Here is a 13,338-nt window from a genome sequence, read left to right on the forward strand (position 1 = left end):
CCGGTACGTCCGACCACTGCGGGTGACTGACGCGCCGGTGGGGCCGGTGTCCGCGCATCACGCACCGTGAACGCCTAGGCTGGATCGCCGTGAGCAAGCGTGCGAAGACCCCCCGTGGCCGCGCCAGCAGCGGCGAGAAGCGCGAGAAGATCCGGGACGTGTACGTCGGCCGGCCGTTCCAGGGCCTTGCCGACGAGCCCGAGTGGGTCGCCCTGCGGGAGTTGGTGCCGGCCGCCTCGGCACCCCTGAAGCTGGCGCCGGCATTCGCCGAGAAGTACGGCGACCGGCCCGTCACCCTCGCGACCGTGCTGCCGATGGCCTGGCCCGCCATGACCAAGCCCGACGGCCGGGCGTTCATCGGACTGCAGCGCCACGTCCAGTCCGGCGACGTGTCGCGGGACCTCGCCGTCGCGCTGCAGTGCGCGCTGGAGACCCCGGCCGGCAAGACCGTCGACATCCCGGCGCTGCCGGGCCTCGGCGACCGCCTCCAGGATGTCATCGAGAACGAGCCCCTCGACATCACGGTGCACACCGGGTTCGAGTTCTGGCTCGACGAGGACGCCACCGACGACCCCAACGTGCGGGCCTCGCTGGAGCGCGCCAACGCCAGCATCTTCCCGACCGTGAAGCTGGCCGCCGCGCCGGCCACGTACTGGTGCCGGGTGACCGACCGCTCCCACGTCCGCCTCGTGCTCGGCGACGACGAGGACATGGCGCTCAACGCGCTGTCGCGGCTGTCGGCCGGCGGCGGGCTGCTGCTGGGCGAGCACACCAAGTTTGCCGGGATGTTCCGCGCGCACGGGCTGCTGGCGCCGGTCTGGGACCTGCCGCTGGAGATCGAGGCCGAGCACTGGGAGGCGCCGGTGGCGGAGTTCGCCAAGCGCTACCACGAGGCCCTCGCCGTGACCGAGCCGCTCGACGCGGCCGAGCGGCGCAGCAAGCAGGGCCTCATCGGCCGCCTGCAGCCGCTGCGCTAGTTCACGGCCCGCGCGATCGGGGCGGACATGCACCGCGGTCCGCCCCGGCCCGATCCCAGCTCCGAGCCGGGGATCCGGATGACCTCGATGCCGTTGCGCTCGAGCTGGGCGTTGGTATGGACGTTGCGCTCGTAGGCCACGCACAGCCGCGGCGCGATCGCGAGCGTGTTGTTGCCGTCGTCCCACTGCTCGCGCTCGGCGGTCACCGGGTCGAGGCCGGTGTCGATGACGCGCAAGGTGTCGATGCCCATCGCCGCCGCGGCCGCGGTGAGGAACGGCGCCGGGCCGGTGCACGACTCGGCCGTCAGCGTCCAGGCCATGAGCGAGCTGGCCAGGTTGGGGTACATCACGACGGCATCGACGTCCACCATCGTGCACACGGTGTCGAGGTGCATCGTGGCCCGCTCCTGCGCGATCGGCACGACGAGCACGGTGTGTGCCAGCCCGGCCGCGAAGCAGCGCAGCGCGAGCCGCTCGGCGCCCGAGGGGCGGGTCCGCTCGCCGACGCCGACCGCGATCACGCCCGGCGCGAGCAGGAGCACGTCGCCGCCCTCGAGGTGCTCCAGCGACGGGTCGTACAGCAGTGCAGTACCGCTGAATCCTGGATGGTGCCGGTAGATCGCGTGCGTCAGCGTCGTCTCCCGCCGGCGCGCGTGCATCGCCAGGCTCGTCACCGCCACGCGCGGGCCGATCCACACCGATGAGTCGCGCGTGAACAGCAGGTTGGGCAGCGGGTCGATCACGAAGTCGCCCGGTGCCATGAGCGCGTGCACCAGGCCGCCGCCGTGGCGCAGCTCGGCCCGGGACAGCCCGGCGACGAGGGTCGTGGCCAGCTCCGCCGGGGTCAGCGCGGCCAGGTGCTCGGCGACGTGGTCGCGCAGGGTGTCGCCGAGGCGGACGTCGGCGAGCGCGGCCGCGGTGACCTCCGCCCGGGCAGCCTCGATCGTGAGCGTCTCGGCGAGCAGCGAGGCGACGTAGAGCACCTCCACGCCGTGCGAGCGCAGCGCCGCCGCGAACGTGTCATGCTCTTCCTGGGCGCGGCCGACCCACGGGATGCCGTCGAACAGCAGCGAGTCGTTGTTGCGCGGCGTGAGCCGCGCCAGCTCCGCTCCGGGGCGGTGCAACAGCACCGTGACCAGGCGTCCGACCTCGGTGTCGACACTCATCGGACCAGCCTATGGCCGGGTGGTCCCGCCCGCTTGGCACCATGTGAAATTCATGGGGCGTCGTGAATGCGGCATTCATCCCAGTCATTCCATGTCATTCCGGCTTCTGGGTCATGTGCAGTGCGCACCCGCTCACGTAGGGTGTTGGGACACACACGCAACCGAAGCGGCGACATCGGAGGTGTGCGACATGACCGACGTCCTGTACCGCGGTCAAGATTCGCAGCCCGAAGGGTTCGAGGAGCGCGTCATCGTCGACGCGGGCCGGCCGACACCCATCGACTGGGTTCGCACCCGCAGGGCCGAGCGCGAGACGCGCCGGGAGGAAGCGGCGCACAGCCGCCTCTACCGCCGTATCGGCACCCTGATCGGGCACCTGGGCGACGAGTGGCACGTGCTGGACCTGCGCGAGCTCGCCGGCGCCGAGCGCACCGGCTTCCTCGCCGTCGGGCCGGGCGGAGTCTTCGCCGTGACGGTCAAGGACCACGGCCGCAGCCGTGTCTCCTTCGCCGGCGACGTCGTCCAGATCGACGGCAAGCGCCCGCGGTACGTCGAGGAGGCCCGCCGCGAGGCCAAGGCCGCCGCGGAGGCGCTGTCGCGCAGCGCGGGCGTGTCGATCCCGGTGATGCCCGTCCTGGCGTTCGCCGGCAGCGGCAAAATCAGCTTCTACGGCGTGCCCAAGGGCTGCCTGGTCACCGCGTACCACGAGCTGCCGAGGATCCTCAACGCCCGCGGCCACCGGCTCGCGGCGGAGACGGTCGACAAGGTGTTTGCCCTGGCCGCGCTGCCCGGCACCTGGTTTCGTCCGGACTACGGCGACCTCGCCGAGGACTACCGCTGGTATCGCGACGGCGAGCAGGTGGGAACTGACAAGCGGGGTCACTCGGAGTAGCCTCTTCGAGGTGGCCGGAAGCGATGCGACGATGATTCACGATCGGGCTGACTCGCCGGGTGTTCGCATTCGCACGACCGGTGCCTGAGGAGGCGCTGTGCCGCAGCACGTCGAGTTCTCCATCTCCGACCCGCACCAACCCCCCATGCACACCCGGACCGTGGATCCGGCCGAGTCCTCGCTGGAGCGCTGGGGCGCGACCGTCGACGGCGCCGCCGAGCCGTGCCTGGTGATCGACTCGGACGTGGTCGTGGTCGCGATGTCCGCGTCGTTCGAGCAGATGCTCGGCCTGGCCGAGTCGCCGGTCAACCGGCCGCTGCTGGACGGCGACGGTGTGCTGCGGCTGCTCGACTTCGGCGACGGCAACGCCCTCGAGCAGATCGAGGTCGCCCGGATGCCATCGCTGCTGGCGCTCTCCTCGGGGCGGCTGGCCCGCGGCCTGATCCGCATCCGCTGCGCCAACGGGCCCGGCACGTTCGACGCCATCGCCGCGCCGCTGACCGACGACGGCAAGGTCGTGGGCTCGCTGACGTTCTTCTCTGCGATCCAATAGTCACCGGGTGATTTTTGTAGTCACACCAAAGACCTAAAGGTTCGTCAATACGGAGTTACCGTTGTCACGCACGCCGCCACCGTGTGCGTTCGCACCGTACGCTCCTTGTCATGTTGGACCTCGCGCTGCTACCGGGCGACTACGCGATCTGCCGGCTGCCGGCCGGGTCGCCGATGCCCGCCGGGTTCACCGAGGCCGCCGCGACGGGCGCGGAGGTCATCTCGGTGACCTGGACGCCGGACGAGGTCTCGATCCTGTGCCCGGCCGCCCGCGCGCCCCAGGGCGCCACGGTCGAGACCCCGTGGCGATGCCTGCGGGTCGTCGGCCCGGTCCAGCTCGTATTGACGGGCATCCTTGCCTCGATCGTCTCGCCGCTCGCCGATGCGCGCGTGAACATCTTCGCCTTCTCCACGTTCGACACCGACTATCTGCTCGTGCCGGCCGTGCGGCTGAACGAGGCGCTGGCCGCCCTGGCCGCGGCGGGACATCGGGTCGCCGCCGCCTGACCTTTCGGTACGAACCCGGCCCTCCTACGATGGCCGCATGCGAACCGCGGCGACCGTGCTGGCGATCGTCGGACTTGGATGTCTGCTGAGCGCCTGCCGGCATCCGGGCGACTCGGCGGCGCCGGTGCCGGCGCCCAGCCGGCTGAGCCAGGAGCCGCTGTTCCCGGCGGCGACGCCGACGTTCGACACGCAGCCGACGCGGGAACCGTCACGGAGCGCCAGCGCCTCGCCGAGCCCGCCCGGGTTCTCCGACCAGTACGTGACCTACTGCAACGGCCGGCCCAGCGGCGAGCAGGTCATCGCGGCGGTCCGGCTCACCCGTAGCAACCTGCCGGCCGGCAGCGGGGTGAGCGTGCTGAAGGCGCCGGTGTGCGCGGGCGTGTGGCAGTACACCGTGCTCAGCGTGACCGGCAGCGAACCGCTGCGCGTGATCACGAAGGGCAGCCCCACCTCGCTGACCGTCGTCACCGCCGGCACCGACCCCTGCACGGCCGAGGTGCGCGTCACCGCACCCCCCGCGTTCCTGGCCACCGTCGACTGCTGACTACGCTGGGTGTCATGCCTGGTGTGCCGCCGACGCGGTTCGTGTACCTGGGTCCGGAGGGCACCTTCTCCGAGCAGGCGCTCAAGACCATCCCGGCCGCCGACCGCGGCGAGCTGACCCCTGCGCGCAGCGTGCCCGAGGCGCTCGACGCGCTGCGCAACGGCGAGGCCGACGCGGCGCTCGTGCCGCTGGAGAACTCGATCGGCGGCCAGGTCGGCGTGACGCTGGACGAGTTGGCGGGCGGCGAACCGCTGGTGATCACCCGCGAGGTGGTGCTCCCGGTGCAGTTCGTCCTCGCCGCCCGCGAGGACCGGCCCCTGGACTCGGTGCGCTCGGTCGCCGCGCACCCGCAGGCCGGCGCCCAGTGCCGCAAGTGGCTGCGCGAGCACGTGCCCGGCTCGACCGTGACCGACGTGCTGTCCAACGCGACGGCGGCGATCGGCGCCGCCGAGGGCGAGTTCGACGCGGCCGTGTGCGCGGAGACCAGCGCGGCGCGGTATCGCCTGCACGTGCTGGCCAAGGACATCGCCGACAACCCGGGCGCGATGACCCGCTTCGCGCTGGTGTCCCGCCCGGGCCCGCCGCCCCCGCCCACCGGCGACGACCTCACCACACTCGCCGTCTACATCTCGCACGACCGCGTCGGCGCGCTGCTGGCCGTGCTCACCGAGCTGTCGGTCCGCGGCGTCAACCTGACCCGTATCGAGTCGCGCCCGACCGGCGAGCGCCTGGGGCGGTACGTCTTCTTCCTGGACTGCGGCGGGCACGTGGCCGACCGGCAGATGGGCGAGGCGCTGCAGGGCCTGCGCCGGATCTGCGCGGATGTGCGGTTCCTCGGCTCCTACCCGCGGGCCGCGCAGGGTGACCCGCCGCCGCGGCCGGCTCCCGGCCTGGCGGACGCGGACTTCGCCGACGCGGCAGCCTGGCTGGCCAGGCTCCGCGCCGGAGAAACGTCGTAGCTTTCGGGGGTTTTCGGAGTGCGTCAGCTTTTCGGGGACGTCAGCCGCTCAGGACGCTGCCGAGCAGCCCGCCGCCGCTGCTCTGCTGTGCCGGTGCCGGCTTGCCCTCGCTCGGCTGGACGATGACGAAGCCCTGACCCTGCAGCGCCAGCTGGAACAGCTCGCCCGAGCCGCCGCGCAGCATCGACTTGAGGCTCTGGTTCTTCTGGATGGTGGTCTGCAGGCTGCTCGACCAGCCCACGACGGCGTCGGTGTCGACGCAGACCGGGGCCTGCGGGCTCACCGGGATCACGATGGGCGCGCCCTCGGAGACGATGGCGAGCCGGCCCTGGCCGGTGAAGACGCAGTTGAAGAGGCCGCCGCCGAACATGCCGGCGCCGCGGACCATCTGGATGTCGTACCGCAGCGACGGATCGAAGCAGAGCACGTTGCGCCCGTTGATGGACAGCGCGTCGTTCGGCTCGATGTCCAGGATGAAGCAGTCGGCCGCGCCGGAGGCGAACCACACCTCGCCCTGGCCGCGCACGCTCATGAGCGAGACACCCTCGCCGGTCACCGCGCGCTTGAGGAAGTTGCCGACACCCTGGCTCTTCACCTCGAAGCCGAGGTTGCCGCGAAACGCGATCATGGCGCCCTGGCGGGCCAGGACCTCGCCGTTGACGGCGTACTTGACGCACTTGGAGTGTTGCAGGCTCATGCCCGCCTGGGTCGGAGCCTGGGCCATATTCTCGGCCTTGAAAATGTCACCTCGCACGACCAGGAGCGTAGCGAACGGCAACGGGCCCTCCACCAGTGCGTGGAGGGCTCGTTACCTTGTCGCTATCAGCCGGTCGTGTCGGCCCATCCGCTTTCGCTCGTGGGCCTCTTCCGCTCGAAGGCCGTCTTCGCTCGAGGGCCTCTTTCGCTCGAAGTCGCTTTCGTTCGAAGGCCACCTTTGCTCGAGGCCGCTCTCGCTCGTCAGCCGCCGAGCAGGCCGCCGAGGACGCCGCCCTGCTGCTGCTGGCCACCGCCGCCGCCCGCGAGGCCGTGCGGGATCTCCTCCGAGGGCTGCACGACGACGAAGCCCTGCCCGGCGAAGCTCATCGTGAAAGCCTCACCGGTGGAGCGGCCCAGCAGCGTGCCGAGGCCGAGCTGGTCCGCGCGGTGGTACCCGGTCTGCAGGCTGGCCGACCAGCAGATCGCCGCCTGCGGGTCGACGTAGGTCGGCTGGTCGACGGTCAGCACCACCGGGGTGCCCTTCGTCGTGATCGCCAGCCGGCCGTGGCCGGTGAAGACGCAGTTGAACATGCCGGCCGAGGACAGCATGCCCATGCCCTGGACCATCTTGATGTCGTACTGCAGCGTCGAGTCGAAGGCGAGCACGTTCGACCCGTTGATCGAGATCGCGTCGCCCTGCTCGAGGTCGATGAGGTGTACGTCGGCGGCGCGATCGGCGAAGAAGACGTCGCCGCGGCCGGCCACCTTCATCAGCGGCACGCCCTCGCCGGTCAGCTTCGACTTGAGCCATTTGCCGACGCCGCCCGAGCCGAGCGCCTGGAACTGAACCTGGCCCTGGTAGGCGACCATCGTCCCGGTGCGGGCCATGATCTCGCCGTTCAGTTCGGCCTTGAGCATCTTGGAGTTCTGCAGGCGCAGCCCGGGCTGCTGCGACTCCTTCTCCATGTTTTCGGCGGCGAAGAGCGCACTGCGCATCGTGGTCGTCCCTTCAAAAGACGTACTGAAACCGCACAGTGAAGGTAGATGGTTGGCGCAAGCCTGGCGAGACCCGCCAGCTCAGAGCCGGTCAGTCCCACCCCAGCGCGTGCAACCGCTCGTCCGAGATGCCGAAATGATGGGCAATTTCGTGTACCACCGTGATCGCCACCTCCTCGACGACGTCGTCCTCGTCGTCACAGATAGCGAGGATCGGTTTACGGAAAATGGAGATCCGGTCCGGCAACACGCCCGCGTAGTCCCAGCCGCGCTCGGTCAGCGCGTGCCCCTCGTACAGCCCCAGCAGATCCGGGTCCCCCGGTGGCGCGTCGTCGACGACCAGGATGACCACGTTGTCCATGAGGTCGAGCAGCTCCTCGGGCACCTCGTCGAGGGCCTCGCCGACGAGTTCCTCGAAGCGCTCCTTGCTCATGCGAACCGGCATGCGAAAGAGGGTCCCCGAAAACGGGAACCCTCTCAACAAAGAATGCGCGAAGATCAGACGAGCTGAGCGTCGAGCGTGATCTCGACCGCGGCCAGCGCCTTCGAGATGGGGCAGCCGGCCTTGGCCTCCTGCGCGAACTTCTCGAACTCCGCCTGGTCGATGCCCGGCACCTCGCCGCGCGTGGTCAGGTCGATACGTGTGATGGCGAAGCCGCCCTCGACCTGGCCGAACTGCACGGCCGCGGACGTCTCGACCGACGTCGGCACGTGCCCGGCCTTCGCGAGGCCGTTGGACAGCGCCATCGAGTAGCAGGCGGCGTGCGCGGCCGCCACGAGCTCCTCGGGGTTGGTGCCTTCGCCGCTCTCGAAGCGGGACGGGAACGAGTAGTTGCCCTGGAACGTGCCCGAGCCGGTGGCGACCGTGCCGGAACCAGACCGGAGGTCACCCTCCCAGCGGGCGGATGAAACGCGAGTTGGCATGAACCAGACGCTAGTCCATTCCGTGTCTCGGTGGGACGAGCTCGGCATTCGGACGGGAGTATCGGCGATGCAGCGCAATCTGGTGCGAATCGGTGGGTGGTTGGCCCTGTTCGGCCTGCTCACCGGCTCTGCCTCGATCTTCGTGCCCTGGATGCGCCGGCAGGTCGCCACCGGCACCGGGCGGCGCGCGGAACGGCACCTCGAGGGCGTCGCCGTGCTCAATATCCCGCTGGGCCTGTGGTACGTGATGCTGCTGCTCACCCTGTTCGCCGTGCTCGGCGCCGCGGCGATGGGCGTGGGCCGCGGCCGTCGCCTGGCCGGGGTGGCCGGGCCGATCCTGTCGTTGGTGACCGCGTGCATTGCAGTGGCACTCATCACCACTTTCGAGAGCCGCTCCGGTGGCGCCAGGACCGCGGTCGCCTCGGGCAGTTGGCTCGGGTTGGCATCGTTGCCGCTCCTGGGCTTCGCGTGTGGGCTGATCGCCATCGGAAGGGCACGTCGCGGGACATCCCCCTGAGCAAATTCGGCTCTACCATGCGCCCTATGCCTGAGCTGCCCCCCGCCATGCCGGAGATCCTTGCGCCCATCCCGTTTGAGGGGCCGAAAGCCCAAACGCCGGATTTGGTACCACACCCGGATTCGGTACTACAGGACAAGGCCCGCCCGAAAATCATCGCGACCACGCTGGCGGTGATCGGGTTCGGCCTGGCGCTGGTGGCGCAGTACATGCCCTGGGCGTCGCTGGACCTTGTCGCGGCGCGCCGGCTGTACGGCGAGGACGGGGACACCGGCGGCCAGTCCGTCGACGTGCCGGTCGCCTACCTCAACGTCTCCCACATGACCATCTACCTGCTCACGCTGGGCTTCGCGCTGGCCGCGGTCGCCACCGTGCTCGCCACGACCGGCGCCGTGCGCCGGGTCGCCACCGGAATGTCGATCGGCCTGCTGGCCGGCAACCTGGTGGTGCTCGTCGGCCTCAAGGGCGTCATCGACCACCTTGGCAGCAGCAGCCTCGGCGCCCTGCAGATCGACTCGAACGTCGTCACGCACGGGCCGGGGTACTACCTGGCCTACGCGGCCGTCCTCGTGCTCGCCGCGGCCCTCGTGCTCGCCGCCTGGACGCCGGCGGCGGTTCCTGGCCTGCGGATTCGCCGCCGGGGCGAGGAGCCTGAGGGCGGCGAGCCCCTCGAGCTCACCGTGACGCCTGTACCGCCGACGTTCCAGTAAACGTTCGGTCGAGTTTTACTCGCAGCCTGTCACCGGTGCGGATCCGGGAGGTACGGTTGCTGCCCCGCTCATGCGGAAGGAGCAGCATATGCGCGGTTCAGGCCTACCGAAGCTGATCGCGACGGACCTCGACGGCACGCTCGTGCGCAGCGACGAGACCGTGTCCGACTACACCCGCGAGGTCCTCGAGCGCGTGCGATCGGCCGGCATTCACGTGGTCGGCGCGACCGGCCGCGGCCCTCGCCTCACCGAGCTCGTCCGCCGCGACATCCCGGCCGCCGACTTCCTGGTCATGGGCGGCGGCAGCCGGGTCCTCGACGTGCGCGACCCCGAGCACCCGCTCGTCCTGCGCGACGAGCGCCTCGACGGCGCCGTCCTGGCCGAGGTGCTGTCCCGCCTGGAGCGCGAGCTCGGCACCCTGTCGGTCCTCATCGAGGCGGGCGACCACCACGACGCCCCGCTGTGGGGCGACGCCGACCCGGCCTGGCGCTACGACGCCGTCGAGGCCCGCGTGCGCACCGAGTGCCTGACCGGCCCGGTCATCAAGGGCTTCGCCCGCCACCCCGAGCACGACGTCGACGCCCTGCTGGCCACCGCCCAGCGCCTGATCCCGCCCGACCTGGCCGCCGTGACGCAGGCCGGCCTCGGGTACATCGAGATCTGCCCGCCCGGCGTCGACAAGGCCACCGGCCTGATGGTCGTGGCGACCGCCCTCGGCATCGACCCCGGCGACGTGCTCGTCTTCGGCGACATGCCCAACGACGTCCCGATGTTCCGCTGGGCCGGCTTCTCGCGCGTGGCGGTGGCGAACGCACACCCGCAGCTGCGAGCCTTGGCCGACGAGACGACGCTCACCAACGACGAGGACGGCGTCGCCACATACCTGGAAGCTATGTTGAGGCTGTGAAACTGGTCGCGACGGATCTGGACGGCACCCTGGTCCGCAAGGACCGGACCTTGAGCCCCCGAACGATCTCCGTCTTCCGCCGCCTGGAGCACGCCGGCGTCTTCATCGTGCTGGTGACGGGCCGCCCGATCCGCTGGATCTCCCCCGTGTACGACCAGCTGGGCGTCCGCGCCCTGACCATCTGCGTCAACGGCGCCGCGACCTACGACCCGTCGACCGACACGATCGTGCACAGCGCCCCACTGGAGACGGATGTCCTGTCCGAGGCCGTCTCCCGCCTGCGCTCCGAGGTCCCCGGCGTGGTCTTCGCCGTCGAGCGCGACGGCGGCCGCCAGATGCGCCACGAGCCCGACTTCCCGGTCGGCCCGTGGGAGGTCGACCATCATTCGGTGGGCCCGGCGTCCTTGGCGGAGATCCTGACCCGCCCGGCGGCGAAACTCCTGATCCGCGCCGGCGCCCAGCCTCCGGACGAGTTCACGGCCCGCGTGGCCGCCTGCCTCTCCGGTCTCGCAGAGGCAACGAACTCGTCGTCGAGCGGCATGGTCGAGGTCTCGGCAGCGGGCGTGACGAAGGCGACCGCCTTGGCTCGCGTGGCTCGCACGCACGCGGTCGCCCAGGACGACGTGATCGCCTTCGGCGACATGCCGAACGACCTGGCGATGCTGACCTGGGCGGGCCGGGGCGTGGCAATGGCGAACGCACACCCGGCGGTCCTGGCAGCGGCGAAGGACATCACGGACTCAACAAACGAGGACGACGGCGTCGCCGCGTACCTGGAGCGCGTCTACAACTACTGACAGGTTGCTTTTGCCCGGATAAATCCAGACGCTGACGCGTCCGGATTTATCCGACTTATACCTTATTTCGTGTTCGGCGCCACTTTCGCGCTCTTCCACAGCGCACCTGCGGAGTTCGTCTGCGCCCACGGAGTGCGCTCCAGGCCGTCAACGACGTTTTGTTTCCACGATCATGCGTTTTCGCCCCTGCCACGGGCCGGTTCTTCATGATCGTGGAGAGAAAATGTAACCCTGTGTACGTTATGTCTCCACGTTGATGCAAAACCGGCCTCCAGTAGCCGGAAAAACGCATGATCGTGGAAGGAAGACGCCGGTCGCAGAGCCGTGCCCGCACGAAGCGCAGCCGACGACGCCGGTTGCAGGCGCCGCTTCGAGCGCATTTATCCGTCGCCAGGGTATAAATCCGACAAGTCGTGGCACGGAGTGCCCGACTTGTCGGAATCGCAACCCAGAACCTACAAGCGAGCACGCCCGCGCGGGCAGTTGACTGTGTGACGGATCTTGACCGTGTGGCGGGCAACCGACGGCGTGAGTGCTGGGCGGCGACGGCGTGGACGAAAGCGGGCCGCCGGGCTCGAAGATCCGAAGCGCGGCGGCCCGCGAAAAAGTGCGGCCGGGAACTACAAGTACTGGCCCGTCCCCGACGGTGAGTGGGCCGGCTGGCCCGGCAGGCCGCCCGGGCCGCCGGTCAGGGCCGGCCGCCCGCGCATCTGCTCAAGTTGCACCCGCGCCGCCATCTGCTGGGCCACGAGCGCGGCCTGGATGCCGTGGAACAGGCCCTCCAGCCAGCCGACGAGCTGGGCCTGCGCGATGCGCAGCTCCGCCTCGCTCGGGGTCGTGTCGTCGTCGAACGGCAGCGACAGCCGCTCCAGCTCCTCGCGCAGCTCCGGGGCCAGGCCGTCCTCGAGCTCGGTGATCGAGCGGCGGTGGATCTCCTTGAGCCGCTGCCGGCCGGCCTCGTCCAGCGGGGCGGCGCGGACCTCCTCGAGGAGCTGCTTGATCATGCTGCCGATGCGCATGACCTTCGCGGGCTGCTCGATCAGCTTGCTCGGATCTTCCGCGTTGTCGTCCTCGCCCGTGGACATCGTGCCCAGCGGCCGGCCGTCCGGGCCGACGACCAGCACGGTGCGCGACTCGTCCTGCGCCTCTTCTGCCATGGTTCCTAGTCTGGCGTACCCCGCTCCCGACCGACCACCAAGGGGTGCCGAACCGGCCCCTGTTGCCACCCTTCGTGACGCGATAACGTCTCCCGGTGACGATCGATCCCCGGGACGTGCTGACCCGCCCGGCGCCACCGCCGGACTTCACGCTGCGCTACGGCGAGCACGCGGACCATGTGGCCGATGTGCGGCTTCCCGGGGTACCGGATGCGCCCCTCGTGCTGTTCGTGCACGGTGGGTTCTGGCGGCACGAGTGGGATCGCGCCCACGCCGGTCCGCTCTCCGCCGATCTCGCGGCTCGCGGCTACGCCGTCGCGACGGTCGAGTTCCGGCGCACGGGGCAGGCCGGCGGCGGGTGGCCCGGGACGTTCTCGGACGTGGCCGCGGCGGCTGTGGCGGTACCAGATCTGCTGGAAAAGGAAGTTGCGCACCGGGGACTCCTGCCCGTGTCGGTCGACCGGCCGATCCTGTCCGGCCACTCGGCCGGCGGGCACCTCGCGCTCTGGTACGCCGCCGTCGCGCCCGACGCCGTCGGCGGGGTCGTGGCGCTGGCGCCGGTGGCCGACCTTGCCAAGGCGTACGAGCTCAACCTGGACGAAGGTGCCGTCGGCGACCTGCTCGGCGGTGCGCCCGATGCGGTGCCCGACGCGTACTCCGCGGCGGACCCAATGGCCAAGCTGCCGTCAGGGGTGCGCACCGTGATCCTGCACGGCACCGAGGACGACATTGTCCCCATTGCGTTGTCGCGCAACTACTGCCGGTTGGCCCGCCGGGCCGGCGACGACACCACGCTGGTCGAACTGGCCGGGGTGGACCACTTCGCCGTGATCGATCCGCTGTCGGGCGCATGGCCGGCCGTGCTCGCCGCGTTCGGCACGGTGACCAGGGGAGAGGGCGCCGACGGCGATTGACTCTCCGCCGCGATGGCGGTAGAACGCACCGTGGGTTGTAGGCTCGTGGCTCGCGAGAGCCAAGCCAACCGCGCCGAGCCATAATCACGCTGTGTGTCGACTCCCGCGCTATTCGGGGTCCCG

General features: G+C 70.4%; 17 protein-coding genes. 11 read left to right on the forward strand and 6 right to left on the reverse strand.

The window, feature by feature from the left end; translation table 11 throughout:
- Window positions 1-89 precede the first annotated feature (89 nt).
- Window positions 90-977: a DUF5926 family protein gene (locus ABD901_RS03010; protein WP_345120847.1), complete on the forward strand. Its 888-nt coding sequence runs from the start codon at window positions 90-92 to the stop codon at window positions 975-977.
- Here ABD901_RS03010 and ABD901_RS03015 read toward each other — a convergent pair.
- Window positions 974-2,143 (reverse strand): arginine deiminase, encoded by a 1,170-nt coding sequence (locus tag ABD901_RS03015; RefSeq protein WP_345120848.1) that lies wholly within the window; start codon window positions 2,141-2,143, stop codon window positions 974-976. The two genes, ABD901_RS03010 and ABD901_RS03015, sit on opposite strands and share 4 nt — an antisense overlap.
- A gap of 190 nt (window positions 2,144-2,333) precedes the next feature.
- On the opposite strand from ABD901_RS03015, the gene ABD901_RS03020 reads away from it, so the two are divergent.
- From ABD901_RS03020 to pheA, 5 genes are all read left to right on the forward strand, one after another.
- Complete coding sequence (locus ABD901_RS03020) at window positions 2,334-3,035, forward strand: hypothetical protein (protein WP_345120849.1); 702 nt, start codon at window positions 2,334-2,336, stop codon at window positions 3,033-3,035.
- 97 nt (window positions 3,036-3,132) lie between these two features.
- The gene (locus ABD901_RS03025) at window positions 3,133-3,588 is read left to right on the forward strand and encodes a transcriptional regulator (RefSeq protein ID WP_345120851.1); all 456 of its coding nucleotides are present in this window, start codon (window positions 3,133-3,135) and stop codon (window positions 3,586-3,588) included.
- Window positions 3,589-3,698: 110 nt separating this feature from the next.
- Window positions 3,699-4,094: an ACT domain-containing protein gene (locus tag ABD901_RS03030; RefSeq protein WP_345120853.1), complete on the forward strand. Its 396-nt coding sequence runs from the start codon at window positions 3,699-3,701 to the stop codon at window positions 4,092-4,094.
- A gap of 37 nt (window positions 4,095-4,131) precedes the next feature.
- Window positions 4,132-4,638: a hypothetical protein gene (locus ABD901_RS03035; RefSeq protein ID WP_345120855.1), complete on the forward strand. Its 507-nt coding sequence runs from the start codon at window positions 4,132-4,134 to the stop codon at window positions 4,636-4,638.
- Between the two features lie 14 nt (window positions 4,639-4,652).
- On the forward strand, window positions 4,653-5,597 hold the full coding sequence (gene pheA, locus ABD901_RS03040; RefSeq protein ID WP_345120857.1) for a prephenate dehydratase: 945 nt from the start codon (window positions 4,653-4,655) through the stop codon (window positions 5,595-5,597).
- Between the two features lie 40 nt (window positions 5,598-5,637).
- Here pheA and ABD901_RS03045 read toward each other — a convergent pair whose 3' ends face one another.
- The 4 genes from ABD901_RS03045 to ABD901_RS03060 all read right to left on the reverse strand — a co-directional run bounded on the left by ABD901_RS03045 (window position 5,638) and on the right by ABD901_RS03060 (window position 8,213).
- A complete protein-coding gene (locus ABD901_RS03045) occupies window positions 5,638-6,351 on the reverse strand; it encodes an AIM24 family protein (protein ID WP_345120859.1) in 714 nt (237 codons plus the stop codon).
- Window positions 6,352-6,554: 203 nt separating this feature from the next.
- Window positions 6,555-7,289 carry an AIM24 family protein gene (locus ABD901_RS03050; RefSeq protein ID WP_345120861.1) on the reverse strand — a complete coding sequence of 245 codons (735 nt, stop codon included), beginning with the start codon at window positions 7,287-7,289 and terminating at the stop codon, window positions 6,555-6,557.
- A gap of 91 nt (window positions 7,290-7,380) precedes the next feature.
- Complete coding sequence (locus tag ABD901_RS03055) at window positions 7,381-7,734, reverse strand: metallopeptidase family protein (protein WP_345120863.1); 354 nt, start codon at window positions 7,732-7,734, stop codon at window positions 7,381-7,383.
- Between the two features lie 53 nt (window positions 7,735-7,787).
- The gene (locus ABD901_RS03060) at window positions 7,788-8,213 is read right to left on the reverse strand and encodes an OsmC family protein (RefSeq protein ID WP_345120866.1); all 426 of its coding nucleotides are present in this window, start codon (window positions 8,211-8,213) and stop codon (window positions 7,788-7,790) included.
- Window positions 8,214-8,280: 67 nt separating this feature from the next.
- On the opposite strand from ABD901_RS03060, the gene ABD901_RS03065 reads away from it, so the two are divergent.
- The 4 genes from ABD901_RS03065 to ABD901_RS03080 all read left to right on the forward strand — a co-directional run bounded on the left by ABD901_RS03065 (window position 8,281) and on the right by ABD901_RS03080 (window position 11,144).
- Window positions 8,281-8,730, forward strand: coding sequence for a hypothetical protein (locus ABD901_RS03065; RefSeq protein ID WP_345120868.1), 450 nt, complete (start codon window positions 8,281-8,283; stop codon window positions 8,728-8,730).
- A 26-nt stretch (window positions 8,731-8,756) separates the two neighbouring features.
- A complete protein-coding gene (locus ABD901_RS03070) occupies window positions 8,757-9,440 on the forward strand; it encodes a hypothetical protein (protein ID WP_345120871.1) in 684 nt (227 codons plus the stop codon).
- A gap of 88 nt (window positions 9,441-9,528) precedes the next feature.
- A complete protein-coding gene (locus ABD901_RS03075) occupies window positions 9,529-10,347 on the forward strand; it encodes an HAD family hydrolase (protein WP_345120873.1) in 819 nt (272 codons plus the stop codon).
- The gene (locus ABD901_RS03080) at window positions 10,344-11,144 is read left to right on the forward strand and encodes an HAD family hydrolase (protein WP_345120875.1); all 801 of its coding nucleotides are present in this window, start codon (window positions 10,344-10,346) and stop codon (window positions 11,142-11,144) included. Before ABD901_RS03075 ends, ABD901_RS03080 begins: the two co-directional genes overlap by 4 nt.
- A gap of 620 nt (window positions 11,145-11,764) precedes the next feature.
- Here ABD901_RS03080 and ABD901_RS03085 read toward each other — a convergent pair.
- A complete protein-coding gene (locus tag ABD901_RS03085; RefSeq protein ID WP_345120877.1) occupies window positions 11,765-12,301 on the reverse strand; it encodes a bacterial proteasome activator family protein in 537 nt (178 codons plus the stop codon).
- A 95-nt stretch (window positions 12,302-12,396) separates the two neighbouring features.
- On the opposite strand from ABD901_RS03085, the gene ABD901_RS03090 reads away from it, so the two are divergent.
- The gene (locus ABD901_RS03090; protein WP_345120879.1) at window positions 12,397-13,215 is read left to right on the forward strand and encodes an alpha/beta hydrolase family protein; all 819 of its coding nucleotides are present in this window, start codon (window positions 12,397-12,399) and stop codon (window positions 13,213-13,215) included.
- Window positions 13,216-13,338 lie beyond the last annotated feature (123 nt).

Origin of the sequence: Dactylosporangium darangshiense (assembly GCF_039537565.1) — a bacterium.
In the GTDB taxonomy this organism is placed as follows: Bacteria; Actinomycetota; Actinomycetes; order Mycobacteriales; family Micromonosporaceae; genus Dactylosporangium; species Dactylosporangium darangshiense.

What these genes read in the sequence shown, in the direction of transcription:
- ABD901_RS03085 (WP_345120877.1), bottom strand. Translation starts at nt 12,301, where the DNA reads ATGGCAGAAGAGGCGCAGGACGAGTCGCGCACCGTGCTGGTCGTCGGC.
- ABD901_RS03050 (WP_345120861.1), bottom strand. Translation starts at nt 7,289, where the DNA reads ATGCGCAGTGCGCTCTTCGCCGCCGAAAACATGGAGAAGGAGTCGCAG.
- ABD901_RS03060 (WP_345120866.1), bottom strand. Translation starts at nt 8,213, where the DNA reads ATGCCAACTCGCGTTTCATCCGCCCGCTGGGAGGGTGACCTCCGGTCT.
- ABD901_RS03055 (WP_345120863.1), bottom strand. Translation starts at nt 7,734, where the DNA reads ATGCCGGTTCGCATGAGCAAGGAGCGCTTCGAGGAACTCGTCGGCGAG.
- ABD901_RS03035 (WP_345120855.1), top strand. Translation starts at nt 4,132, where the DNA reads ATGCGAACCGCGGCGACCGTGCTGGCGATCGTCGGACTTGGATGTCTG.
- ABD901_RS03070 (WP_345120871.1), top strand. Translation starts at nt 8,757, where the DNA reads ATGCCTGAGCTGCCCCCCGCCATGCCGGAGATCCTTGCGCCCATCCCG.
- pheA (WP_345120857.1), top strand. Translation starts at nt 4,653, where the DNA reads ATGCCTGGTGTGCCGCCGACGCGGTTCGTGTACCTGGGTCCGGAGGGC.
- ABD901_RS03065 (WP_345120868.1), top strand. Translation starts at nt 8,281, where the DNA reads ATGCAGCGCAATCTGGTGCGAATCGGTGGGTGGTTGGCCCTGTTCGGC.
- ABD901_RS03015 (WP_345120848.1), bottom strand. Translation starts at nt 2,143, where the DNA reads ATGAGTGTCGACACCGAGGTCGGACGCCTGGTCACGGTGCTGTTGCAC.
- ABD901_RS03020 (WP_345120849.1), top strand. Translation starts at nt 2,334, where the DNA reads ATGACCGACGTCCTGTACCGCGGTCAAGATTCGCAGCCCGAAGGGTTC.
- ABD901_RS03030 (WP_345120853.1), top strand. Translation starts at nt 3,699, where the DNA reads ATGTTGGACCTCGCGCTGCTACCGGGCGACTACGCGATCTGCCGGCTG.
- ABD901_RS03075 (WP_345120873.1), top strand. Translation starts at nt 9,529, where the DNA reads ATGCGCGGTTCAGGCCTACCGAAGCTGATCGCGACGGACCTCGACGGC.